This window comes from Curtobacterium sp. MCJR17_020 (assembly GCF_003234365.2).
Lineage (GTDB): Bacteria > Actinomycetota > Actinomycetes > Actinomycetales > Microbacteriaceae > Curtobacterium.
The window spans coordinates 3,543,022-3,566,753 of the sequence record NZ_CP126260.1; the positions used below are offsets into that span (position 1 = coordinate 3,543,022).

At 71.7% G+C, this 23,732-nt stretch carries 22 protein-coding genes; 16 read left to right on the top strand and 6 right to left on the bottom strand.

Annotation, left to right across the window (positions count from 1 at the left end; all coding sequences use genetic code 11):
• Positions 1–202 precede the first annotated feature (202 nt).
• The 5 genes from purH to sucC form a co-directional block, all read right to left on the bottom strand.
• Positions 203–1,837 (bottom strand): bifunctional phosphoribosylaminoimidazolecarboxamide formyltransferase/IMP cyclohydrolase, encoded by a 1,635-nt coding sequence (gene purH / locus DEJ14_RS16870; RefSeq protein ID WP_111085341.1) that lies wholly within the window; start codon positions 1,835–1,837, stop codon positions 203–205.
• Positions 1,834–2,427: a phosphoribosylglycinamide formyltransferase gene (gene purN / locus DEJ14_RS16875; RefSeq protein ID WP_111085342.1), complete on the bottom strand. Its 594-nt coding sequence runs from the start codon at positions 2,425–2,427 to the stop codon at positions 1,834–1,836. Before purN ends, purH begins: the two co-directional genes overlap by 4 nt.
• Positions 2,428–2,468: 41 nt before the next feature.
• Positions 2,469–4,490, bottom strand: coding sequence for a cell division protein PerM (locus DEJ14_RS16880; RefSeq protein ID WP_111085343.1), 2,022 nt, complete (start codon positions 4,488–4,490; stop codon positions 2,469–2,471).
• Between the two features lie 142 nt (positions 4,491–4,632).
• Positions 4,633–5,520, bottom strand: coding sequence for a succinate--CoA ligase subunit alpha (gene sucD / locus DEJ14_RS16885; RefSeq protein ID WP_111085344.1), 888 nt, complete (start codon positions 5,518–5,520; stop codon positions 4,633–4,635).
• 11 nt (positions 5,521–5,531) lie between these two features.
• Positions 5,532–6,701 carry an ADP-forming succinate--CoA ligase subunit beta gene (gene sucC / locus DEJ14_RS16890; protein ID WP_111085345.1) on the bottom strand — a complete coding sequence of 390 codons (1,170 nt, stop codon included), beginning with the start codon at positions 6,699–6,701 and terminating at the stop codon, positions 5,532–5,534.
• Positions 6,702–7,026: 325 nt separating this feature from the next.
• On the opposite strand from sucC, the gene DEJ14_RS16895 reads away from it, so the two are divergent.
• The 6 genes from DEJ14_RS16895 (at position 7,027) to DEJ14_RS16920 (ending at position 10,345) form a co-directional block, all read left to right on the top strand.
• The gene (locus DEJ14_RS16895; RefSeq protein WP_111085346.1) at positions 7,027–7,461 is read left to right on the top strand and encodes an ester cyclase; all 435 of its coding nucleotides are present in this window, start codon (positions 7,027–7,029) and stop codon (positions 7,459–7,461) included.
• 43 nt (positions 7,462–7,504) lie between these two features.
• On the top strand, positions 7,505–7,798 hold the full coding sequence (locus DEJ14_RS16900; protein ID WP_111085347.1) for a hypothetical protein: 294 nt from the start codon (positions 7,505–7,507) through the stop codon (positions 7,796–7,798).
• A 63-nt stretch (positions 7,799–7,861) separates the two neighbouring features.
• A complete protein-coding gene (locus DEJ14_RS16905) occupies positions 7,862–8,227 on the top strand; it encodes a hypothetical protein (protein WP_111085348.1) in 366 nt (121 codons plus the stop codon).
• A gap of 92 nt (positions 8,228–8,319) precedes the next feature.
• Entirely contained in the window at positions 8,320–9,123 is an 804-nt protein-coding gene (locus DEJ14_RS16910; protein ID WP_181437526.1) for an oxygenase MpaB family protein, read from the top strand.
• Between the two features lie 5 nt (positions 9,124–9,128).
• Entirely contained in the window at positions 9,129–9,737 is a 609-nt protein-coding gene (locus DEJ14_RS16915) for a hypothetical protein (protein WP_111085350.1), read from the top strand.
• Entirely contained in the window at positions 9,737–10,345 is a 609-nt protein-coding gene (locus DEJ14_RS16920; protein WP_111085351.1) for an FHA domain-containing protein, read from the top strand. Before DEJ14_RS16915 ends, DEJ14_RS16920 begins: the two co-directional genes overlap by 1 nt.
• A 55-nt stretch (positions 10,346–10,400) precedes the next feature.
• Here the strand turns inward: DEJ14_RS16920 and DEJ14_RS16925 are convergent, their stop codons facing one another.
• Entirely contained in the window at positions 10,401–14,828 is a 4,428-nt protein-coding gene (locus DEJ14_RS16925) for an FtsK/SpoIIIE domain-containing protein (protein ID WP_220036424.1), read from the bottom strand.
• 102 nt (positions 14,829–14,930) lie between these two features.
• Between DEJ14_RS16925 and DEJ14_RS16930 the strand changes: the two genes are divergently transcribed.
• The 10 genes from DEJ14_RS16930 (at position 14,931) to DEJ14_RS16975 (ending at position 23,729) form a co-directional block, all read left to right on the top strand.
• Complete coding sequence (locus DEJ14_RS16930) at positions 14,931–15,227, top strand: WXG100 family type VII secretion target (protein ID WP_071404660.1); 297 nt, start codon at positions 14,931–14,933, stop codon at positions 15,225–15,227.
• 100 nt (positions 15,228–15,327) lie between these two features.
• Positions 15,328–15,657 carry a DUF6507 family protein gene (locus DEJ14_RS16935; RefSeq protein ID WP_123936922.1) on the top strand — a complete coding sequence of 110 codons (330 nt, stop codon included), beginning with the start codon at positions 15,328–15,330 and terminating at the stop codon, positions 15,655–15,657.
• Between the two features lie 2 nt (positions 15,658–15,659).
• Positions 15,660–17,498 carry a WXG100 family type VII secretion target gene (locus DEJ14_RS16940; RefSeq protein WP_284179745.1) on the top strand — a complete coding sequence of 613 codons (1,839 nt, stop codon included), beginning with the start codon at positions 15,660–15,662 and terminating at the stop codon, positions 17,496–17,498.
• Positions 17,495–18,103 carry a hypothetical protein gene (locus DEJ14_RS16945; protein WP_111083398.1) on the top strand — a complete coding sequence of 203 codons (609 nt, stop codon included), beginning with the start codon at positions 17,495–17,497 and terminating at the stop codon, positions 18,101–18,103. Before DEJ14_RS16940 ends, DEJ14_RS16945 begins: the two co-directional genes overlap by 4 nt.
• The gene (locus DEJ14_RS16950) at positions 18,094–18,927 is read left to right on the top strand and encodes a hypothetical protein (RefSeq protein ID WP_111083399.1); all 834 of its coding nucleotides are present in this window, start codon (positions 18,094–18,096) and stop codon (positions 18,925–18,927) included. The genes DEJ14_RS16945 and DEJ14_RS16950 overlap by 10 nt, the downstream gene beginning before the upstream one ends.
• A gap of 44 nt (positions 18,928–18,971) precedes the next feature.
• Positions 18,972–19,550, top strand: coding sequence for a hypothetical protein (locus DEJ14_RS16955; protein ID WP_146249636.1), 579 nt, complete (start codon positions 18,972–18,974; stop codon positions 19,548–19,550).
• Positions 19,547–20,629 carry a hypothetical protein gene (locus tag DEJ14_RS16960; RefSeq protein ID WP_111083401.1) on the top strand — a complete coding sequence of 361 codons (1,083 nt, stop codon included), beginning with the start codon at positions 19,547–19,549 and terminating at the stop codon, positions 20,627–20,629. Before DEJ14_RS16955 ends, DEJ14_RS16960 begins: the two co-directional genes overlap by 4 nt.
• Positions 20,630–20,653: 24 nt before the next feature.
• Positions 20,654–21,505, top strand: a complete 852-nt coding sequence (locus DEJ14_RS16965) for a phosphoribosyltransferase family protein (protein ID WP_111083402.1) — start codon at positions 20,654–20,656, stop codon at positions 21,503–21,505.
• The gene (locus tag DEJ14_RS16970) at positions 21,502–23,082 is read left to right on the top strand and encodes a nicotinate phosphoribosyltransferase (protein WP_111083403.1); all 1,581 of its coding nucleotides are present in this window, start codon (positions 21,502–21,504) and stop codon (positions 23,080–23,082) included. The genes DEJ14_RS16965 and DEJ14_RS16970 overlap by 4 nt, the downstream gene beginning before the upstream one ends.
• The gene (locus tag DEJ14_RS16975) at positions 23,079–23,729 is read left to right on the top strand and encodes an NUDIX hydrolase (RefSeq protein ID WP_111083404.1); all 651 of its coding nucleotides are present in this window, start codon (positions 23,079–23,081) and stop codon (positions 23,727–23,729) included. The genes DEJ14_RS16970 and DEJ14_RS16975 overlap by 4 nt, the downstream gene beginning before the upstream one ends.
• Positions 23,730–23,732: the final 3 nt, after the last annotated feature.

Below are 23,732 nucleotides of genomic sequence, written 5' to 3' on the forward strand. Positions count from 1 at the left end.
GGGCGGCCGTCGCCACGGTTCCGGTCATGTTGTCCATCGTCACTCCAGTCGTCGTCTTCGTCACCGTTGTGTCCGCGGTGCCACCGGTCCCGGGGGACCGTCGGCTGCCTGTCGCGGAGCCTTACAGACTATTCACAGTCACTCTCAGCGCGCAATAGGGTGCCGCGATTTGTTCACTTCAGTGGACGAAGTGGCGCTCGCCTCAGTGGAAGAAGTGGCGCTCGCCCGTGAAGTACATGGTGACGCCCGCGGCCGTCGCCGCGGCGATGACCTCGTCGTCGCGGACGCTGCCACCGGGCTGGGCCACCGCACGCACACCGGCGTCGAGCAGCACCTGCAGGCCGTCGGCGAACGGGAAGAACGCATCGGACGCCGCGACGCTGCCGGTCGCGCGGTCACCGGCACGGTTCACCGCGAGGTGGCACGAGTCCACCCGGTTGACCTGGCCCATGCCGACCCCGACGCTCGCGCCCTGGTTCGCCAGCAGGATGGCGTTCGACTTGACCGAACGGCTCGCCTTCCACGCGAAGGCCAGGTCGGCGAGGGTCTGGTCGTCGGCGGGCGCGCCGGCGACCAGGGTCCACGTGGACTGGTCGAACGCCGTGAAGCGGTCGGCGTCCTGCACCAGGAAGCCGCCGGAGATCTGCTTGACCTCGCGCGGCGCCAGGGCGAAGTCGGCCGGCAGCGTGAGCAGGCGGATGTTCTTCTTGCGCGACAGGATCTCGAGCGCCTCGGGGTCGAAGCCCGGGGCGACGACGACCTCGGTGAAGATGTCCTTCACGGTCTCGGCCATCGCCACGGTGACCGGACGGTTCGCGGCGATGACCCCGCCGAACGCCGACAGCGGGTCGCAGGCGTGCGCGGCGGCGTGGGCCGAGGCGATCGGGTCGGCGGCGTCCGACGGGGCGATCGCGATGCCGCACGGGTTGGCGTGCTTGATGATCGCGACCGCGGGGGTGTCGAAGTCGAACGCCGCACGGACCGCCGCGTCAGCGTCGACGTAGTTGTTGTACGACATCTCCTTGCCGTGCAGCTGCGTCGCCTGCGCGATGCCGGCGCCGTCGGCGCTCGTGTACAGCGCGGCTGCCTGGTGCGCGTTCTCGCCGTAGCGGAGCGTGGCCGACAGGTCGGCGGTGAAGCCGAGGTGCTCGTCGAACGCGCCGGGCGTCTGGATGTCGCCGCTGGTCGTCGGCGCCGCAGCGGCCGCGACCACGTCGCTGGCGAAGTAGGACGCCACCGCGGTGTCGTACGCCGCGGTGTGCGCGAACGCCTGGGCCGCCAGACGCTTGCGGAGTTCGAGCGAGGTGCCGCCGGCGCGGACGGCCTCGACGACCTCGGCGTAGGACGACGGCGAGACGACGATCGCGACGTTCGGGTGGTTCTTCGCCGACGCACGGACCATCGCGGGGCCGCCGATGTCGACGTTCTCGACCACGGTCGCGGTGTCGGCACCAGAGGCCACCGTCTCGACGAACGGGTACAGGTTCACGACGACGAGCTCGAACGCCGCGATCCCGAGGTCGGCGAGCTGCTGCTCGTGCGACTCGAGGCGCAGGTCGGCGAGCAGACCAGCGTGCACCGAGGGGTGCAGCGTCTTGACCCGGCCGTCGAGCGACTCCGGGAACCCGGTGACGCTCGCGACGTCGGTGACGGCGTACCCGGCGTCGCGGATGGTCTGGGCGGTGGACCCCGTCGACACGATCTCGACACCCGACTCGGCGAGGGCGCCGGCGAGCTCGAGCAGGCCGGACTTGTCGCTCACCGAGATGAGTGCGCGGCGGACCGGCACCACGTCACGGTCGCGGTAGAGGCTGGGGTCGGCTGCGTGCACGCTCATGCGCTCGGGGTGCCCTTCAGGTCGGTGGTGCCGTTGGCGATGTCGAGGATGGTCTGGATGAGCAGGCGGCGCTCGACCGGCTTGATGCGGTCGTGCAGCGTCGACTCGGAGTCGCCCGGGAGCACGGGGACGCGCTCCTGGGCCAGGATCGGGCCGGTGTCCACGCCGTCGTCGACCGCGATGACGCTCGCGCCGGTCTCGGTGACGCCGGCTGCCAGGGCGTCCCGCACGCCGTGGGCGCCGGGGAACTCGGGCAGGTACGCCGGGTGGGTGTTGATGATGCCCGGGGCGAACTCGGACACCACGGCCGGGGGCAGCAGGCGCATCAGGCCCGAGAGCACGAGCAGGTCGGGCGACCACGGGCGGATCTGCTCGGCGAGCGACTGTCCCCACTCGGCGCGGGTCTCGTAGCGCGAGAACGGCACCGTGAAGGTCGGGATCGAGAACTCCTCGCCCAGACCGAGACCCTCGGCGTCGCGGTCGGCACCGATGGCGACGACACGGGCGGGGTACTCGGCGTCGAAGGTCGCTTCGAGCAGGGCTCGGAGGTTCGACCCGGTACCGGAGATCAGGACGACCAGTTCGAGCACGGCACCAACCCTACCGGGACCCGCGCGGCATGACGTCGGCGCTAGTGATCGTCCTTCGGGCGGCGCCACCAGGGCAGCTCCTCGTCGGGGATCTGGTCGGTGACGTCCCAGTTCGCCGGACGGGACGACTGGGTGGGAGCGGCGGCGGGGGCCTCGGGTGCGGCCGGTTCGTCGGCGACGTCGTCCCGTCCGGCGACGAACTCCTCGGTGCTCCACGGGAACGCCGGCTGCGCGTCGGTGTGGTCGGGAGTGGACGTCGACGTGGCGGGCCGTTCCGGAGCGGGCGCAGGGCGCTGCTGCTCGGCTACGGCGTCGGCACCGGTCACGCGGTCGCGGAGTCCACCGGCGCGGTCGCGGAGTCCACCAGCTCGCTCGCGGAGTCCACCGGCCCGTTCGCGCGCACCGTCGGCGACACCGTGCAGTCGATCGCGCAGGGCGCCCATCGCCGCACGTCCCGACGAGCGGGGCTCGGTCGGGCTCTCGTCGACCAGGCGCTCCGAAGCGACGGCGTCGGTCTTGGCCCAGGCCGGCAGTTCCACGTCGTGGTCCGGGTCACGTGGGGGCGTCCGAGGCGTCCGAGGCGTCCGAGGCGTCGCGATGGGCGCCGGCGCGACCGGTCCGTCGGCGATCGGTTCCGTCGGGTGCTCCACGGCGGTGCGGGGGCGGGCAGCGGTCGACCCGTCGTGCGTCTCCTCGACGACGAACCGGTGCACGTCGGTGGTCCGTCCCGCGCCGGCCTGGTCGAGCGCGGCGAGGAGCGATCCCGTCCCGGCCTCGGCTCCGCTGCGGTCCGCGTCGTCGTCGTCCGCCTCGGTCCAGCGCTCCCGTGTCCAGCCCCGGTCGGGCAGGCGGACGAGGTCGCTACCCGCAGCGAGGGCGATGACTGCCGGCAGGCCGATCTCGAGCGCGGCGAAGCCACCGACCACCAGGGCGTGCGGGCCGACGTCGGCCAGTCGTCCGGGGCCGAACGAACCCGACGACACCCAGGCGATCAGCCCGGTCAGGACACCGGCGACGACGCCCGTCGCGACACCGGCGAGCGCTCGGTGGAGTGCGGAGTCGGCGTTCCCCAGCGCACGGACGAGTCGCGGGCGCATCGAGCCGCCGATCGCGAAGCCGGCGATCACCGGTACCAGGATCCAGACCAGGCCGAAGGTGTGGCCCGAGGTCGGCAGTGCGCCGAACACCGGCAGTCCGGGGATCGGTCCGAGGGTCGTGGCGATCGGGGACACGCTCGAACCGGTCCCGATGGCGAACCCGGGGCCGACCAGCCACGACGTCGCCCACCCGACGAAGTCCGGCAGGAACGCGAGCTGCCCGACGGTGAGGGCGATGCCGCCGATCACGCCCGCGTGCGACTGCTCGTACAGGGTGATGACCTCGGCGAACGAGGTGAAGAGCAGGAACGCGACGACGACCCCGGCGAACGCGACGACGACTCCGGTGGCGGCGGTCCCGGCGCGGAGACCGAACCCGGCGATCGCACGCCAGAGCTCGGGCACGCGGTCGAGCAGGTCGAGCACACGCTGGGTGGCGGGGTCCGCCGGCAGGTCCCGCCGTCGTCGGCAGACCTCCGAGCTGATGAGCGCCGGGATCCCGAACCACAGGGCGGGCAGGACCACTGCCTGCCAGATCGTCGGCTGCGTGGCGGCGGAGGTCGACGACAGCGCGACGCCGAGGCCGAGCGCCGCGACGACCGCCGTCCCCACCAGCAGGCCGGTGGTGCGGTGCTCGGTCTCCGCGAAGCGTCGACCAGCACGTGCACCGAGCCAGGCGGTCACGACTGCGAAGCCGAGCGCCGCGAGCGTCACGTGGATGGGGTCGGCGGCACCGCTGACCCCGGAGCTCTTCGCCAGCGCGGAGCCGAGCAGGAACGAGACGTCGACGCCGTGGCCGACGAGCCAGACGCTGCCGGTGGCCTTCCAGAACACGTCCCAGTCGACCTGCAGGCCGTACTCGAAGCCCCACAGCAGGGTGAGCGGCACCAGTGCGATCCCGATGCCGACGCCGACCGTCACGACCGCCTCGATCGCGGCGAGCAGAGCGGTTCCCAGGCGGTTCATCGCAGCGAGGATACGTGGAGGCGTGCCCTGCGCTGGTCAGCCGCGCTGGCCACCCACGCAAAACACCGGTGCTCGTCGGACGAACACGCGCAAGACGCGGTTCGACGAACGAACACCGGTGTTTTGCGGAACGGACGAACCGCTAGCGGGCGGCGACGACCTCGCGCAGCAGCGCAGCGGTCTCGGACGGCGTCTTGCCGACCTTGACGCCGGCGGCCTCGAGCGCCTGCTTCTTCGCCTCGGCGGTGCCGGCGGAACCGGACACGATCGCTCCGGCGTGGCCCATCGTCTTGCCCTCGGGGGCGGTGAAGCCCGCGACGTAGCCGACGACCGGCTTCGTGACGTGCGCCTTGATGAACTCGGCTGCGCGCTCCTCGGCGTCGCCACCGATCTCACCGATCATCACGATGGCCTCGGTCTCGGGGTCCGCCTCGAACGCGGCGAGCGCGTCGATGTGCGTGGTCCCGATGACCGGGTCGCCGCCGATGCCGATGGCGGTCGAGAAGCCCAGGTCCCGCAGCTCGTACATCATCTGGTAGGTCAGGGTGCCCGACTTCGAGACGAGGCCGATCGGGCCCTTGCCGGTGATCGTCGCCGGGGTGATGCCGACGAGCGACTCCCCCGGGGTGATGATGCCGGGGCAGTTCGGGCCGATGATGCGGGTCTTCCCGCCGAGCGCCTTGGCGTGCGCCCAGAACTCGGCGGCGTCCTGCACCGGGATGCCCTCGGTGATGACGACGACGAGCGGGATCGCGGCATCGATGGCCTCGAGCACGGCGTCCTTGGCGAAGGCCGGCGGCACGAAGACGATGGAGACGTCGGCGCCGGTGGTGTCGATGGCCTCGCGCACGGTGCCGAAGACGGGCAGCGACACGTCGCCGTGGGTGACGGTGGTGCCGGCCTTGCGGGCGTTGACGCCACCGACGACCTGGGTGCCGGCCTTCAGCATGAGGGCGGTGTGCTTGGTACCCTCGCCGCCGGTGATGCCCTGGACGATGACCTTGGAGTCCTTGTTGAGGAAGATCGACATGGTCAGTCCCTTCAGGCCGCGGCAGCGGCGAGTTCGGCGGCCTGCTCGGCCGCGTCGTCCATGGTCGCGGCGACGGTGACGAGCGGGTGCGCTGCCTCCGCCAGGATCCGTCGGCCCTCTTCCACGTTGTTGCCGTCCAGGCGCACGACGAGCGGCTTGGTGGCCGCGTCGCCGAGGATCCCGAGGGCGGCGACGATGCCGTTCGCGACGGCGTCGCAGGCGGTGATGCCACCGAAGACGTTCACGAAGACGCTCTTCACCTGCGGGTCGCCGAGGATGACGTCGAGGCCGTTGGCCATGACCTCGGCCGAGGCGCCGCCGCCGATGTCGAGGAAGTTCGCGGGCTTCACGCCGCCGTGCCGCTCACCGGCGTAGGCGACGACGTCGAGCGTCGACATGACGAGGCCCGCGCCGTTGCCGATGACGCCGACCTGGCCGTCGAGCTTGACGTAGTTCAGGCCGTGGGCCTTCGCCTTGGCCTCGAGCGGGTCCTCGCTGGCGGAGTCCTCGAGGTCCTTGTGCGCGGGGTGGCGGAAGTCGGCGTTCTCGTCGAGCGAGACCTTGCCGTCGAGCGCCAGGATCTGGCCGTCGCCCGTGCGGACGAGGGGGTTCACCTCGACGAGCGTGGCGTCCTCGCCCTTGTAGACGTCGTAGAGCTTCGAGAAGACGTCGGCCACCTGGTCGACGAGCTCCGCCGGGAACCCGGCCTGCTCGGCGATCGCGCGACCGGCGGCAGCGTCGATCCCGGTGAGCGGGTCGACCTCGACGCGGGCGAGCGCCTCGGGCTTCTCGACGGCGAGCTGCTCGATCTCCATGCCGCCCTCGACGCTGGTGAGCGAGAGGTAGGAGCGGTTGGCCCGGTCGAGCAGCACGGAGAAGTAGAACTCCTCGGCGATGTCGGCGCCCTGGGCGATCATGACGCGCTGCACGGTGTGGCCCTTGATGTCGAGCCCGAGGATGGCCTGGGCGTGCTCGAACGCCTCGTCGGGGGTCTTCGCGACCTTGACGCCGCCGGCCTTGCCGCGCCCACCGACCTTCACCTGGGCCTTGACGACCACGACGCCACCGATCTCCTCGGCCGCCGCTCTCGCCTCTTCCGGGGTGTCGGCGATGATCCCCTGGAGGACGGGGACGCCGTAGGACTCGAAGAGGTCCCTGGCCTGATACTCGAAAAGATCCACGCTGTTCTTCTTCCCGCACGGTTCGTGCGATCGGCATCGGTTTCCCGGTCGCGCACTCCACATCGAGGGTCGCTCGATGTCGAGACAACGGCCGTCACGCAGCCTAGCGCGGCGACATGGACGTCGAGACAACGGGCGGCGCGGGACGCAGGGGAAGGCGCGGTCGCTCGACCACCCGTCGGCGACCGCGCTCCACTCCCCCGAGCACCGGCAGTGTGCACGTCCCTCGTGACGAGCAGGTGACGTCGAGGTGAACTCCCCCGGCGTTCCGGGTCGTCCCAGGGGGACCGGCGTACACCGGAAGACCCCGACGGAAGGACCCCGCATGACCGCGGAACGGAACCAGCAGGCGCAGGAACGACTCGGCGAGATCCTGGAGGCGCGGGCCTTCGACCGCTTCCCCGAGGTCTGGGCGGAGGACGTCGTGGACCACGACCCCGCGCCCGACCAGCAGCCCGGCCTCGCGGGGATCGTCGACTTCTGGACCGAGTTCACCACCGCGTTCCCGGACCTCACGCTCGAGCCCGACCCGCTCGTCGTCACGGACGACTTCATCACCGCGGTGTTCACGATCCGCGGGACCCACACCGGTCCGTTCCAGGGCCACGCGCCGACGGGTCGCACCTTCGAGATCCGCGGCATCCAGGTCTCGAAGTTCCGTGACGGCAAGATCGCCGAACGCTGGGGCGCCACCGACGAGAAGGGTCTGGCGGAGCAGCTCGCGCTCGGCTCCGGCGACGTCCACTTCGTCAGCGCCTGAACACCATCTGACACCCGGCACCACCCACACCCAGGAGGACACCATGAGCGATCCCGGCATCAGCCCCGTCGACGACTTCGAGGCCCAGCAGCGCCGCGACGACGACATCGACCGCGAGCACGTCGGCCCGTACGAGGTGGACGAGTCCGAGGAGTCCCTCGAGACCGTGACGAACGACGCCGTCGCCGGCGAGACCGTCGAGCCGCAGCCCGGTGACGGCACCGACGACGGCCCGACCGGCGGCTCCCCGCGCGAGGGCTCCCCCGACCTGTGGGAGCACGACGCCGACGAGGACCGGCCGGACCTGGGTGACGACCTCGGCACCAAGCCGCTCTGATCCGCATCCCCTGATCAGCGCCTCCCCCAGCGATCCGCGGAACACGGCCCGTAGCATCGGGCCGTGTTCCGTCGTGTCCGTGCCAGCGTCCGCAGCATGCCGTCGGCCGCCCGACTGGTGGCGATCGCGGCGATGCTGCTCGTCGCGGCCTCCGCACACCTCGCCGCGCAGTCCGAGCCGGCAGGACGGTGGGTCCCGCTCCTCGCGGTCGCGGTGGTCGGAGCCGTCGTCACCGGAGCGCCGAGCCGCCACTGGCCGCTCCCCGCGATCTGGCTCGTCGCGACCCTGCTCGCCCTGACGGGCGACGTCCGGGTCGACGGCACGTACCTGGTGACCGCCCTCGTGACCGGCGCGGTCGCGCTCGTCGCGGCGATCGCCGCTGATCTCGTCCCCGTCCTGCGGGCGCGACGCCGACGGGGTGGACCGTGACCACCCCACGGCCTGGAGGCCCGGTGCCGTGCCCGCCACGTCCCTCCAGTCACGGCCGTCACCCCGCTGGCGCGGTGCGCCGGAACCGGCTGGTGGAGCCCACCTCCCGTCCGTCGTCCGGTCGCGTCCACGACCGCAACCTGCGTCGGTTCCTCGGTGACAGCACACCCGTGGCCGCGGGCGGCCGCGCCATCCTGCTGCAGATCGCCGACCCGGTCGTCGCGGCGGGCGTCCGCCGGCACTCGGACTTCGCCCGTCGACCGCAGCAGCGGCTGGCCCACACCCTGATGTTCGTGTACGCCGTCGTCTCCGGCACGGAGCAGGACGCCGCGATCGCCGCCGGCTTCGTGAACCGGGCCCACGCGCCCGTGACCGGCGCGGACGAGGTCGACCGGCAGCTGTGGGTGGCCGCGACACTGTTCGACTCGGCTCGTCGGGCGCACGACCTGTTCGGCGCTCCCGTCACGGCGGAACGCGCCGAGGCCGTGCTCGCCGCGTACGCCCCGATCGCGACGACGCTGCGGGTGCCCGCCGAGCGCTGGCCGACCTCGGTCGCGGCCTTCGACGAGTACTGGGCCGACGCCCTCGACCGGCTCGAGGTCACCGACGACGCCCGCGGGGTGGTGCGGGACCTGCTCCACCCGCGGTTCGCGCCGCTCTGGGTGCGTGCCGCGATGCCGCTCGTCCGGATCGTCACGGTCGGGATGCTGCCGGAGCGGCTGCGGACCGCGTACGGGTTCGCGTGGGGGCCGCGTGAGCACCGTCGGTTCCAGCGGACGGTCGCCGTGGTCAGCGGGGTGCGGTCGGTCCTGCCCGGGGCCCTGCTGCGGCTGCCGGGTCCGCTGCTGCTGCGGGCGATGCGCCGGACGGCCGGGCGACACGCCACGGTACGGTAGCGGGCATGTCGGTCGACCACTTCGCCATCACGGTCCCGCGCTCCTGGTTCGAGCTGCCCGTCGAGCCGGAGCGCCGCGACGACCGGATCAGCGCCCTCGTGCAGGAGCGCATCGAGGACCAGCGCGAGCTCTGGGACCACCGCACCGAGATCGTCCGGGCCCTCCGTCGGTTCGCCCGGTCGGCATGGGACAGCGGTGCGCGGTACTGCGCGGCCTTCGCCGAGCCGAGCGAGGACGGCATCGTCTCCGGCGCCCTGACCGTCACGGTCCTGCCCGCTCCCGAAGCCGGCGGCGACCCGCTCGCCGCCCTGACCGACCACGTCGCCGCGCTCGGCGGTGACGACGACGGCATGCACGTCGACGTGCACGAGGTCCCCCGGGTCGGCCGTGTGCCGCGTGTCTGGGGCGTCTCGACCGTGCAGGCGCCGGACGGCCGCGGCTCGTTCGACGTCGTGCTCATGCAGACGTTCGTGCCGGCGGGCGACCAGGTCGCCCTGGTGAGCGTGTCCTCGCCCGCGACCGACCTGGCCGAGCCGCTGTACGAACTGTTCGAGACCGTGACCGACACCTTCGAGCTCATCGACTCGGCCACGGTCGGCGGCGGGGTCGACTGATGCGGATCTGGCCGTTCCGGAAGCGCCGGAAGCCCGTCGAACCCGTCGTGGAGCGGGTCACCGGCGACGACCTCGCGCGGATGGCGCAGCGCGGCGAACTCGCCCGCGCGGTCGTCACGCCGCCGCCGGCTCCCCGCGCCAGCGCCGACCGGGTGCGGGCGACCGTCGCGCAGCTGCCCGGGCGTCCCTTGGGCTCCGCCGGTGGCACGGCTCGCCGCGACGCGGCTCCGGCCCGGCAGACCGCGGCGGCCGTCCTGGTGCTCGACGACCACCAGCGGGTGACCGTGTCCGGTGGCGGGCTGATCGGCCGTGACCCGGCGAGCGCCCACCCGGACGGCGGCTACGCGCACATGATCGCGCTCGAGGACCCGGACAAGCTGCTCAGCCGCACGCACCTGGAGTTCGGCTTCGGTGCCGAGGGTTCGCTCTGGGTGCTCGACACGGCGTCGGCGAACGGGGTCGAGCTGCAGCGGCCGGGGTTCCCGGCGACGATGGTGCCACCGGCGCAGCGCACCGTGGTGCAGCCGGGCGACGTGGTCGTGTTCGGCGGCCACACCCTGCGCGCCGAGCCGCAGACCGCGCTGGTCGGCGAAGCCCCGCTCGGCTGACGCCGAGCGGCGCTGCGGCGCGACGCTGGCGCGCGCCAGCGTCGCGCCGTCCCCGTCAGTCGGCGGGCACCTGCACGAGCCGCAGCGCCTGGTCGGCGTCGTTGAGCAGCGCACGACCCGGCACCCGGTCCTGCGTCACCAGGCTCTTCGACAGCTTCGTGCCGATCAGGTCGCCGTCGACGGTGCTGAGCGGCGCGAGCAGCATCCCGCGACGGGCCTTCTTCGCGTCGACCTGCCAGCCACGGAACCCGCTCGCGACGCCCTCGACGTCGCCCGCGATGACGAGCCCGACCGAACGGCCCCGGTCGGAGTCCATGATCGCCCGGAACACCGGTTCGGCCGGGGTCTCCTTGAGCGCCTCGGCGTCGTCGACGAGCACGAGCGTGAAGCCGTCCGACCCGGTGTCGATCGCGGCGGAGAGCCCCTCGGCCCCGATCCCACCGTCGGTGACCACGGTCGCGCGCGGTGCGCCCTCGAGTGCCCGGAGCGGGGAGTCCCGCGGCGTGACCGCGACGACCGACCCACCCGCGGACAGGACGTGCCGGGCCATCGCGACGAGCGCCGTGCTCTTGCCGGAGCGCGGACTGCCGGCGACGATGAACACCGGGGTGTCCTGCACGAAGTCGTGGGTGAACAGCCGGAGCTCGTCGCCGCCGACGCCGAGCGCGACCCGGCCGACCGAGGCGTCCGCCGAGGGCAGGTACCGCACGGCCTCCTCGAACGTGATGGACCGCGGCAGCACGTCGATCCGGAACGGCTTCGGCACGGTCGCCGGCACGTGGGCGCGGACCTCGTCGCCGATGCCGCGGATCGCCGCCGCCTGGTCGCGTCCGCCGAGGCCGCCGGGCAGCACGGCGACCTGGGTCTCCGTCGCGGTGGCGTTCCGGAAGCCGCGGCCGGGCGGGATCGACTCCGGCAGCTTCTTGCCGTTGATGCCCTCGTAGTTGTAGTCGCCGCGGTCGGCCAGGGCGAGCAGCAGCTTCCGCTCCACCTGGCTCGACATCCGGCCGGAGGTCAGCGTGCGGTCACCGGAGACGATCAGGTGCACGCCGACGCCGACGCCCTCGCGCAGCAGCGTCTGGACGGCGTCGTGCAGCGCACCGTTCTCGGCGTCGGCCAGGGTCGCCATGAAGCTCTCCCACTGGTCCAGGAACACGACGACGTGCGGCAGCGGGGTGGTGTGCTCGTCGGACCGCTGCTCGGCGATGGACGAGTACCCGCCGCTCGCGAAGGCCGCCTGGCGCTCCTGCACGGTGCGGAGCAGGATGCCGAGCAGCCGCGAGACCCGGTCGGGCTCGTGCCGCTGCACCACGGCACCGCAGTGCGGCAGGGCCCCGAGCGCGAGCAGGGCGCCGTTGCCGCAGTCGATCCCGTACATGTGCACGTCGCCGACGCCGAGGCGCAGGGCCATCGCACCGGCCAGGGTGCGGAGCGTCTGGCTGCGCCCGGAGCGCGGCGACCCGATGACGAACAGGTGGCCGTCGGCGTCGAGGTCGAACACTGCGGGGCGCTGCTGCTGGTCGGCGGGGTGGTCCTCGACGCCCCAGGCCACGGCGAGCGGCGGGAGCTCGGCGGCACCGGCGGCACCGGCGGCTTCGACGTCGTCGAGCCCGACGACCGCACCGAGCGGCGGCAGCCACGGCTTCCGCTGCTCGGGGGTGCCGAGGGCGCGGGTGGCGTCGCCGATCGACGCGACGAGGACGCTCAGGTCGGTGACCTCCACGTCGCTGGCGGCGGCCTCGACGGCTGCCGGGCGGGGGGCTGGTTCGCTGTACGAGGCGAAGGTGAGTTCGCGGACCAGGGCGGGCCGGGCCTCCTGGTCGTCCGTGCCGGGCCGACGCCCACCCACCCGACCGGACTGGAAGGGCAGCAACGAGGCCGCACCGAGCCGCACGTACGCGCGACCGGGCGTCGTCTTGGCGATCCGCGCGGCGTCGTTCGCGCCGATGACGTCCTGGCTCTCCGACTGGTCGGTGACGCGCAACGCGATCCGCAGGTTCGTGTTGGCGCGGATCTCGGGCGACACGACACCGCCGGGGCGCTGGGTGGCGAGCACGAGGTGGATACCGAGCGACCGACCGCGCTGGGCGATGTTGACCAGGCCCTTGACGAAGTCGGGCAGCTCGCGGGCGAGCGAGGCGAACTCGTCGATGACGATGAGCAGCCGCGGCAGGCTCGGGATCGCGTCGCCCGACGCGGCGCGCTTCGCCTGCAGGTCCTGGTAGTCCTCGAGGTCCTTCGCGCCGACCTCGGCGAGGGCGTGCTCGCGGGTGCGCAGTTCTGCGCCGAGCGACTCGAGCGCCCGCTCCACCTGGTGGGTGTCGAGGTCGGTGACCATGCCGACCGTGTGCGGCAGGTCGACGCAGTCCTTGAACGCCGCACCGCCCTTGTAGTCGACGAGCACGAAGTTCATCTCGTCCGGCCGGTTCGCGACGGCGAGCGACGCGACGATCGTCTGCAGCAGCTCGGACTTGCCGGAACCGGTCGTGCCGGCGACGAGTCCGTGCGGACCGTCGTTCCGCAGGTCGATCGCGAACGGCCCGTCGATCGAGGCGCCGATGACGGCGGTCGTGCTGCGTCCGCCGAGCAACCAGCGGGCCTGCACGGCCTCGGACGTCGGCGGTTCGAGCTGCAGCACGTCGAGCAGGCGGGCCGACGACGGGATGGCGCCGTCCTGCACGTCCGGGCTGGCGTCGACGATCGGCGACAGCGACCGGGCGACCCACTCGAGCCAGTCCTGGTCGACCAGGTCGGGTCGGGCGTCGTCGATGCGCTCGCTGCGCTGCTGCGTGACCCGGATCCGGTCGTCGCGGACCACGACCACGGCGTCGCACTCCTCGGGCAGGAGCCGCTCGTCCAGGTCGAGGCAGATGCTGAACACCCCGACCGACGGCCCCTCCTTGAGCACCTGCACGAGCGACGGCATCGCTCGCAGGCGCCTGGCGCCGTCCATCACGACGACGATCTCGTCTGCCGGCGGGGTCTTCTTGCCGATGCCGGCTTCCTTCCGGGCGTCGATGACCGCCGCGAGCTCGGCGATGGCCCGCGCGGTCGTCGCCGCGTTCGAGGCGATGCTCGTCATCGGCTGGTCGGCGCCGTCGCGGCGGACGTGCGGCAACCAGGACATCCACTCCCACAGCGCGGTCCGGGTGGTGTCGGTGAGCAGCGTGAAGGTGACGTCCTTCGGGCTCTGCAGCGTCGCGAGCTGCGCGACCACCCAGTTCGCCAGCCGGCGGGCGTCGTCGTCCGGACCGGCGATGCCGATCACGCCGCGCTCCGCCAGGCGGATCCGGACCGGCACGTCGGTCGCGTCCCACGCGACGGTCCGCTTGTGCGACAGCTGTTCCGGGTCCTCGATGGTCACCTCGGACCGCTGCGTCGCCGTGCCGACGCGGACGAGCAGGTGGTCGGGGTCGGTCCGGCGCCGCTCCCACAGGCGCGGCAGCGGCGTGACCGCCGTCTCGTAGACGGCAGCCGGGTCGGGGGCGCTCGCGATCCAGCGCGCCCGTTCGGACTGGAGGCTCTCGGTCGCGTCCGCCTCGATGCGCGCCTTGGTGTCCTCGTACTCCACGATCCGCTGGCGGTACGTCTTCTTGCCCTGACGGCGGCCCTGGAGGCCCGTGATGATCATCAGGATCGGCGACAGCAGGGCGATGAGCAGGTAGATCCAGCGACCGGTGGTCGACACGAACATCACGGCCATGCCCATCGGCGCCAGCGCCATCAGGATGGGCAACGCCCGCGCCGGGGGCTCGGTCGGCGGGGCCGGCAGCTGGTAGCGGGTGTGCTCGTCGGGCGGCAGGATGCGCGGCGGGCGGTTGTACTCGAGCGACATGCCGTCGTCGGCCAGGGACAGGTGCGCCCCACGGTCCGGCGCCCGACCGAAGCCGAGCAGGACCCCGCCGATCGCCAGCTGCGCGGTCTCCGGCCAGTCGGTCTCCTCGGTGACGGCAGCACCGTCGAGCACCGCCCCGGCGAAGCCGTTCGCCGGACGGACCTTCGCGCCGTCGGCCGTGACCGACACGAGCAGGGCGACCTCCGGTACGGTCTCGGCTCCGGTGGCCTCGGCCTCGACCTCGGCGGTGGTGCTCACCGGGATGCGCACCGTCGCGTTCGTCGCCGTACCGATCGTCACCGTGCCGGTGCCCACCCGCACGATGGTGCCGGCGTGCAGGCCCGAGACGATCCGGATCTCGGCGTCGGTCAGCGGACGGAGCGGCTGCGGCGGCACCTGCTCGAGGCTGCGGGCCACGACCACGCCCTCGCGCACACCGGACTCCGCGACCGTCGCGGACAGGTCGAGCGGTTGCTCCCCGACGAAGTACGCCGGGGTCCGTCCGGAGGCCACGACGTCCGTCGCGATGAGGCGTTCGGCCTCGGCGACGAGCTCGCCGACCGCACGGGTGTCGTCCCCGTCGACGTAGACGTTGGCGGTCTGACCGCTCTCGCGGTCGACCATCGTGAACGTGAAGGTCATGGGCATCCCCCGTAGCATTGACTACATGTCGCAGGACGATGGTAATGTCCCCTGCAACACGCCCCGTTGGGGGGACATGACGAAACTCCGGGGAAAGGGAGTCACACCGTGGCGAACATCAACGTCTCGTACGCAGACCTCGAGGCAGCAGCCTCCGACCTCAAGGCGGGTCAGGCGGACATCGAAGACCGTCTCTCCGCCCTGCAGCGCAAGATCCAGCAGCTCATCTCCGACGGCTACGTCACCGACAAGTCGTCCGTCGCGTTCGGCGAGTCCTACGACGAGTTCAACCGTGGCGTGACCCAGACCGTCCAGGGGCTCGAGGGCCTGTCGACGTTCCTGTCGAAGGCGTCGCAGACCCTGTCCGAGACGGACGAGTCGCTCGCTTCCGGCCTCAAGGGCTGACACCGTTGACGACCCCGTGTCCCGCGATCGCGTGGGGCACGGGGTCGACGCGGTTCCGGTGGTGGTGGCTGCCGGTTCGTGATCGGGGAGGGATTGTTCCGTGGCTTCGAGACTGCTCGTTGACCTGATGGGGCTCGGGGAGCTCCAGACCGACCTGTCGACCGTGCACAGCACGCTCGAACAGGCGCACAAGCGCGTCGACGCGTCCGACGACGAGATCGGCTCGGGCACCGTGCAGGACGCCCTGCACGACTTCGACCACCGCTGGGGCGACAAGCGCGACAAGATCAGCGACTCGACGAAGGCGCTGGCGGACATGCTCAGCGCGTCCGTCGAGACCTACACCGAGACCGACGAGCAGCTCGCACAGGCGCTGCAGGTCAACGACGAGAACGGCGGCGGCGGACCCGCTGCCTCGAGGGCGGAGTAGTCATGGGGCGGCCGTCGGGGTGGGATGTCGTCGATCAGGGTGACGACCCGGTCAAGGGTGATCCGTCGACGTTGCGGATGATGTCGCGGGAGTACCAGCGCATCTCCGACGCAGCCGATGACGCCTCGACCCGGCTGAAGTCCGTCAAGGGTTCCGGGTGGCTGACCGACTGGGAGGGTGAAGCCGCCGACGTGTTCGTCGACGCGATCGAGGACACCCCGTCGGACCTGACCAAGCTCGTCGACTCCTACGAACTCGCCGCGACCGCCCTGTCGGGGTGGGCGGACACCGTCGACGACACCCAGTACCGGGCTGATGGTGCGCTCGCGGACGCGAAGGACGCCTCCGGGGACCTCGCCGCGGCGCAGGACCGGCTCGCCGACGCGCAGTCGACCCTGTCGCACTACCAGTCGGCATCGTCCGACCTGTCGAAGGTCGCGGAGAAGTACCCGGCCGGCTCCGAGGTGCCGGACGGGGTGGACGTGCCGTCGCCGGCGCAGTTGCGGGCAGCGTCCGACAACGCCTCCGTCGCGCAGGGGTCCGTGTCGTCCGCGCAGGGCGACATCGCGGCGGCGCAGTCCCGGATCGACGCGGCGAAGCGGCTCGTCGCCGACGCGAAGGGCGACTGGCAGGACGCGGAGCAGCGCACCGCCACCAAGATCGGTGAAGCGGCCGACGCGGGGCTGGGGAAGCAGTCCACGTGGGACAAGATCTTCGGGTCCGAGGCGTGGGAGACCATCGTCTCGGTCGCGAAGGTCGTCGTGGCGGTGGGCGGGATCATCGTCATGATCATCGGCGGGCCACTCGCCTGGATCGTGCTCGGCGCAGCCCTGCTCGTACTCGCCGACACCCTGTACAAGATGTCGAAGGGCACCGCCGACGGGTGGGACCTCGCCTTCGCGTTGCTCGACTGCATCCCGGGGATGAAGGGCATCACCACCGCCGGACGGCTCCTGTCCGCAGCCGGCGACGCACGCAAGGCGTTCTCGCTCGCCCGCTCGACCGGATCGCTCGGCTCGCTCGCCGCCCGGACCCTCAGCGGAGCTGGCCGCTACGGCGTGATGGCGCTCAAGGAGCTTCCGCTGGCGGTGAAGCAGTTCGCGTCAAACCCGACGCGGCGACTCGAGCGCATGGCGCTCCAGGTGCGCTACCTGACCCCAGCGAACATGGTGCACAGCGCCGTCGATGCGGCGAGGGGACTGCACACCGGCTTCGTGGGGTCGCAGGGCAAGCCGATCGTCGAGCGCCTCACCGACGCTTTCACCGCGAGTGACCGCGCCTTCAACCGCACCGTCAGCGGCGCCTACAACGCCCACGTGTCCGACATCGCTCGGACGGATCCGGCCCGGGCCAGCCAGCTGTGGCAGGGCGGCGACGGCTACTACGGTGTCGACTCGATGACCAACGTGACCGGCCCGCATGCGCAGGTCGACGCGTTCGCCTCGACGCCGTCCGGCATGCAGAGCCCGTCGGCGAGCTACGCCGTCCCGAACGCCCCGAGCGGCGACTCCGCCGCGTTCCACGAATCGGCCCAGGTCGGCGCGAACTTCGACTACCCGACCCCGTACCGTGAAGACGTCTCAGTCGCACACATCGGAGCGGACCAGCCGTACGCCGTCGGCACGGCGCAGGCCAACCCGCAGTTCGGCGCCGGCGGTGGAACGCAGTACTTCCACTCCGGCATGGCGACCGACAGCCCATCGCCGTTCCCGGCAGGCGGGCCTTCCGGCATGGACCCGAGCGTTCGGTCGATCACCGAGTCGGTCGGTATGCGCGGAGCCCTGCACGCACCGTGGCGCGCGGTGGCCTACACGCAGCCGCTCGTCGGGAGCAACGAATGATCCACGAGGACTTCCCGGACGTCCTCGTCGTGGGACCGGTCGCCGATCGGTCGTTCTCCGATGACGGCCGGCTGGTCATCGATTACGGCACGGCGCCTCGGTGGTCCCCTGACGCAACGCTCCCGGATCTCGTCGCACGGGCGAAACTCCTGGCGCTGCTCCTCGACGCGCTCGACCCCGAAGTCGACGTCCGAGTCGGCGCACGTCACCAGTTCCTGCTCAACGACCACATCGACGGGCGCGTCGACACCCGCGCCGGTGGGACTCCGCCGCGCCTGCTCGCGTACGGCTCGCTGACGACCACTGTGATCCGGTCGAGTGACCTCGGCCGACTCGTGGATGTCCGCAACGAACCCTCGATGGCACAAGGGCTCTTCACCTTCCCCCGCGGCGCCGAAGTCGTCTCGCAGATCGGCCCCGGAGCCGCACTCACGCGCTACGGCGACACCGGGTACTTCGACCAGGTCCTCTCCTTCGAGACCGACAATGCTGCATCGCCCTCGAAGCAGACCACCAAGGCACTGCACCGATGGACGAAGATCGTCGATGGCTGGCGGAAGAAGGCCACTCCCGCGCAACGGGAACTCGAAGGCCCGTGGATCTGAGCGAGCCGGCCGAGCTCACGGCCTGGCGACGGGCGGTCGACACGGACCTGTGGATGCTGGCGACGGAGGACGGCGTCCCGGCGGTCATCGCCCCGGCTGACGAGTCGCCCCAGGCCGTCGCGCTCGCGTTCCTCGACCAGCAACAGGCTCAGGCCGCGGCCCCGGACGACGCGGTCCTCCTGCACACGACGCTGTGGTCGGCGCTCCGCGCGGCCCCGGCCGACGTGGCTCTCCTGCTCCAGCCCGGCCAGCCCGACGAGCAGGTCCTGCTGCCCGAGGACATGGACCGGATCGTCGGTGGATCGCGGGACCGCGCGCCGGTGCTCTCACCCCGCGACCTGGCGATCACGTCGATGATCCCCGCGGTGATCGTGGACGGAGTCGTCAGCCCGCAACCGGATGGTCTGCCCGTGGGGGTGCTCCTCGACCAGGCCGGCCGATCCGGCGTCCCGCTGACGCTGGCGGCGGGGCCGACGATGCCCCTCGAACTCGACGCATGGACCACGGCGGCACTCATCCGAGCGGCGAGCCCGTTCCCGGCGGGTTTCGACGTCGTCGTCGGTGCCCCGAAGCCGGAGCAGTACCCGGCGGTGACCGACTTCCGCGAACAGTACGGCGGGGCGGCGATCAGCACGGTCGGTGTCATCGTCGAACGGGCGTCCGAGCGGATCGTGGTAGTCGTCGACACGGACGACGCCGACGAACTCGGACGCGTCCGGGTCCAGGCCGCATCGCTCGTGCCCCTGCCCGTCTTCGTGACCGATCGCCGGTCCTCACCGGAGCAGGCGTGGGTGCTCGGGCGGCCCGACAGCCACGTGTCCTGATGGTGACCTGGCGCGCGAGTACCCGACAGACGACGGTCCGGGCCGTGCCGGTTCCGAACGACCTCTACCTGGCGATCGAGTCCGATGATCGCCCCGCCACCGAACCGCACGATCGGGGTGTTCGTGTCGAGTTCGCGTACTCGGTCGCCGAGAACCGTCCGGCGACGCGGGGCGTCGCGACGCGGCCGGTGACCCGGCAGTCTCTGCTCGAGGACGAGCGGAGCGGTCGCTTCGTCGTGCAGGTCGACGCCGCCGAAGGACACGGCGACGGCGTCCCGATCACGGAGCAGCGTCCATGGTGCCCAGGGCTGCTCCCGTTCGCACCGTCCGGCGTCCGCGTCCTCGAGCTGTCGGCAGCCAACGGGATCTGGGGGGACGTCGTCAGCAGACTGGCTCGGCCGCACTCGGCATGGATGCTCCTCGAGGCGTCGACGGGCGGTGCGAGCTGCACCGTCGTCATCGACCCGGACCCGGACGGATGGCGGAGGCGAGCGGTCGAGGCCCTCGGGCGACGCCCGCACCCGGAGATCACCGTCGTCGACTCCCTCGACGCCGTCCCCCGTGCCTGGCGCACGGCCGCCCGCAACCTGCTCTGGCCGACATTGGCATCGACGCCCGGATGACCGAGTACGCGCGAACGGCGCACCGCCAGGGCGAGACGACGCCAGCCATGATCACCGTGAGCTCCGAGCCGTCCGGCGCGGACGGCCGGTTTCGCTACTCCGTGACCGTCGTCGTCGACGGTGTCGGGCACGTCGCCGTCGAGGACGACGCCTTCGAGGCCCTGTCGACGGTGCGGATGGAGCTCGAACAACGCGGCTGGCTGCTCGGCATCGAGGGTGCACGGGTGGACGTCTGGCCGAGCGGCATGGCGAGGGACCAGGGCGGGGGGCTCCGCGCCTACCGGCTCCGACGTGGGCGTTCTCCCCGTTCGGAGGACGTGGTCGACGTGTTCGCGCCCGCTACCGAGCATCTGGCGACCGTGGCCGAGCAGCGCGTGGCGGTCGGGGTCGCGCCACTCGATCTTGCTGCCGCAGCGTACGAGGACGCCGACGAGGTGGTGTCGGTCTCTGCACCGTGCGAGCAACTCGCCGTCGCACGGAGCCGGAGAGGCCGCCTCCGTGCCGCACTCTTCGGTGGTCGACGCCCCGGCGACGAGCGATGGCAGGTCGTACGTTCGCTGGTCGCCGATGCACTGCGACCAGACGAATGGGACGACGCCGAAGCGCTGTCCGACGAACCGGACGGTGTGCGGCTCGTGACGACGGTCGGTGCGGACGAGGACGGTGTGCGGTGGTCGGACCTCGTCGACATCGGGGTCGACGAGGCTGGCGTGGTGCAGGTCCGACGGTTCCGACGCCGCTACACCGGACGGACCCGCGTGCACGTGGAGGTGCTGCTCGACACCCGCGCGCAGGGCCTGCCGACAACCGGATTCCGACCCACCGAGTTGGCAGCGCTCACCCCGCAACGGCACGTCGAAGCGCTGCGGCGACACATCGAGGGGCTCGGCATGGTGCCGGCGACAGCGATCGACGCCATGTTCTGGCCCGACCACGGTCGCGTCCCGACGGGGCGCGACGACGACCAGGGGGCGAACACGACCTTCCACAGCACGGCCGACGGGGTGGGGTACACGGTGCTCGTCAGCGGTGCCGGGCACCTCCGGATCGTTCGGGAAGAACCGTTCTTGTCCAACTGACAATTACCGTGGTACGGTCGAACCATGGCAGTCGAACTCAGCACCTGGGACGCCCAGGGCAACCAGACGACAGCGACGTTCTCCACCATGCGGTTCCCCGCCGGTGAAGCCCACGTCAAGGTCGCGAACGACACCGCCGAGCCGGGGGGCCTCACCGAGATCGCGACCCTGCGCGGCGCGAACGGCGACGACCTGATCATGCTCGGCATGTGGGCGGACGCCGTGCGGCAGCGCGGATCGAAGTCGGTCGCGCTCGTCCCCTACCTGCCCGGTGCCCGGCAGGACCGCGGCCTGCCGTTCGGCGCGAAGGTCTACGCCGACGTCCTCAACGGCTTCCGCCTCGACCAGGTCATCGCGTTCGACCCGCACTCGCCGGTCATCGTCGGACTCGTCGACAACCTGACCGTCGTCACGAGCGAGCAGGTCGTCCGTGACGCGGTGGTCAGCGCACCCGGGTACGACGGCGGCGACCCGTACACCGGCATCATCGCTCCGGACAAGGGCGCGGTCCCCCGGGCCACCGCGGTCGCCGAGGCGTGCGGGCTGCCGCTCTACCGGGCCGAGAAACACCGCAACCCCGACACCGGCAAGCTCGACGGCTTCACCTGCGAACCCCTGCCGGACACCGGACGGTTCCTGGTGGTCGACGACATCTGCGACGGCGGCGGCACGTTCATGGGCCTCGCCGGCTCGACGGGCCTGCCCAAGGAACGCCTCGGCCTCTGGGTCTCGCACGGCGTCTTCTCCGGCCGGGCAGCACAGCTCGCCGACCACTTCGGCGAGATCGTCACCACCGACTCGTACCCCGCGCAGAACGCCATCGACGGCCTGCGCACGATCGCACTCACCCCCTACCTGACGGAGCAGATCCGATGACGCAGACCACGAGCACCACGACCAGCACGAGCACCGGGATCGAGCCGCGCATCACCACGGCAAGCCCGATCGCGCCACTGCTGGCCGTCGACGGCTACAAGCACTCGCACCGGCAGGTCTACCCGGCAGGCACCACCCGCATCCTGATCAACTGGACGAACCGCTCGAACGCGCACATGCCCGAGTCGACGCACGCCGTGGTCTTCGGGCTGCAGGCGTTCATCCAGCGCTCGCTCGTCGAGGCCTGGGCACCGTTCTTCGCGGCGGACGAAGACGAGGTCGTCCGGCTCTTCGACGAAGCGCTGCAGAACTACTTCGGCCCGAACCACATCGGCACCGACCACGTCCGGGCCCTGCACCGCCTCGGCTACCTGCCCCTCGAGATCCGTGCGCTGCCCGAAGGCACCCTCGCCCCGATCGGTGTCGCGACCCTCACCGTCGAGAACACGATCGACGAGTTCTACTGGCTGCCCAACTACATCGAGACCGCCCTGTCGGCGTCGATCTGGCACCCGTCGACGGTCGCGACGAAGGCGCTCGAGTACCGCGACCTGATGGAGGGCTGGGCCGCCCGCACCGGCGCGGTCCCGGCCGGCATCGACTTCGCCGCGCACGACTTCTCGTTCCGTGGGCAGTCGAGCATCGAGTCGGCCGCAGCGGGTGGCGCGGGCCACCTCCTGTCGTTCCTCGGCACGGACTCGATGCCGTCGCTCGACTTCATCGACCGCTACTACCCGGGCGACAACGGCCTCGTGGCCGCGAGCGTGCCCGCCACCGAGCACAGCGTGATGTGCGTCCGCGGCGCCGACGGCGAGCTGGCGACCTTCGAGCAGATCCTCGACGTGTACCCGACGGGTATCGTCTCGGCGGTCAGCGACGGCTTCGACCTGTTCAAGGTCATCACCGAGACCCTGCCGCAGCTCAAGGACCGCATCACCGGTCGTGACGGCAAGCTCGTCATCCGACCCGACTCGGGCGACCCGGTCGACATCGTCACCGGCACCGTGCACGGCGTCGACGAGGCGGAACTGTTCGCCGCCGACCGCAGCCACGAGCAGAAGGGCGTCGTCGAACTGCTCGACGAGATCTTCGGGCACACCGTGAACGAGCAGGGCTTCAAGGTCCTCGACCAGCACATCGGCGTCATCTACGGCGACAGCATCACGCTCGACCGTGCCCGTCGCATATACGAGCGCCTGGCCGCCAAGGGGTACTCGAGCGACAACATCGTGCTCGGCATCGGGTCGTACACCTACCAGTACATGACCCGCGACAACCTCGGCAGCGCGGTCAAGGCCACGTGGGCACTCGTCGACGGCGAGCCCGTCGACATCCAGAAGGACCCGAAGACCGGCAGCGGCAAGAAGAGCGCGAAGGGCCGCATCGCCCTGCACCGCGACGAGACCGGCGAGATCCGGCAGACGGACCAGGCCACGGCCGACGACGAGGCGACCAGCCTGCTCCAGCCGGTGTGGGTCGACGGCCGCTTCACGCGCCTCCAGTCCTTCGCCGACGTCCGCCAGACGCTCCGCGACGAGCGTTCGGCTCGTGCCACCCGCCGGGGGGCCACCGCGTGACCGATGCCGCAGCGGCGATCCGCGACCAACCGCTCATCGCGATCGACGTCGTCCCGGTGTCCTTCGTGACGACGGACGGTCTACGGGTCGCCACCGCGCGTCGGGCGTACGCACCGTACGCCGGACAGGAAGCGCTCCCCGGCGTGCTCCTCGACGGCACCGAGATCCTCGCCGACGGTGCGCGGCGCGCCCTGCGGACCAAGACCGGCGTCGGCCCGGCAGCGGTGCGCCACCTCGCGCAGGTCGGCGCGTTCGACGGACCCGACCGCGATCCACGGAGCTCCGCGATCAGCATCGCGTTCCTCGCGGTCATCGACCCGACAGCGCACGCCGACGCAACGTGGCACGACGTCGGCGCGCTGCCGCTCGGACTGCCGTTCGACCACGACCGGATCGTCGACTCGGCGCTCGAGCGTGCACGGGTCCTCCTCTGGTCTGACCTGCCGTTCACGCGAGCGCTGCTCGGCGATCCGTTCACCACGGCGGACGCCGCTCGGCTGCGGATCGCCCTGACGGGAACCACACCGGACCCGGGCAACCTCAACCGGACGCTCCGTACGAACACCGCGCTTGCCCGGGTCGACCTCCCAGCGAGTGCGGGACCCCGGGGCGGGCGTCCCCCGGCAGCCTGGACGTGGCAGGACTGAGCA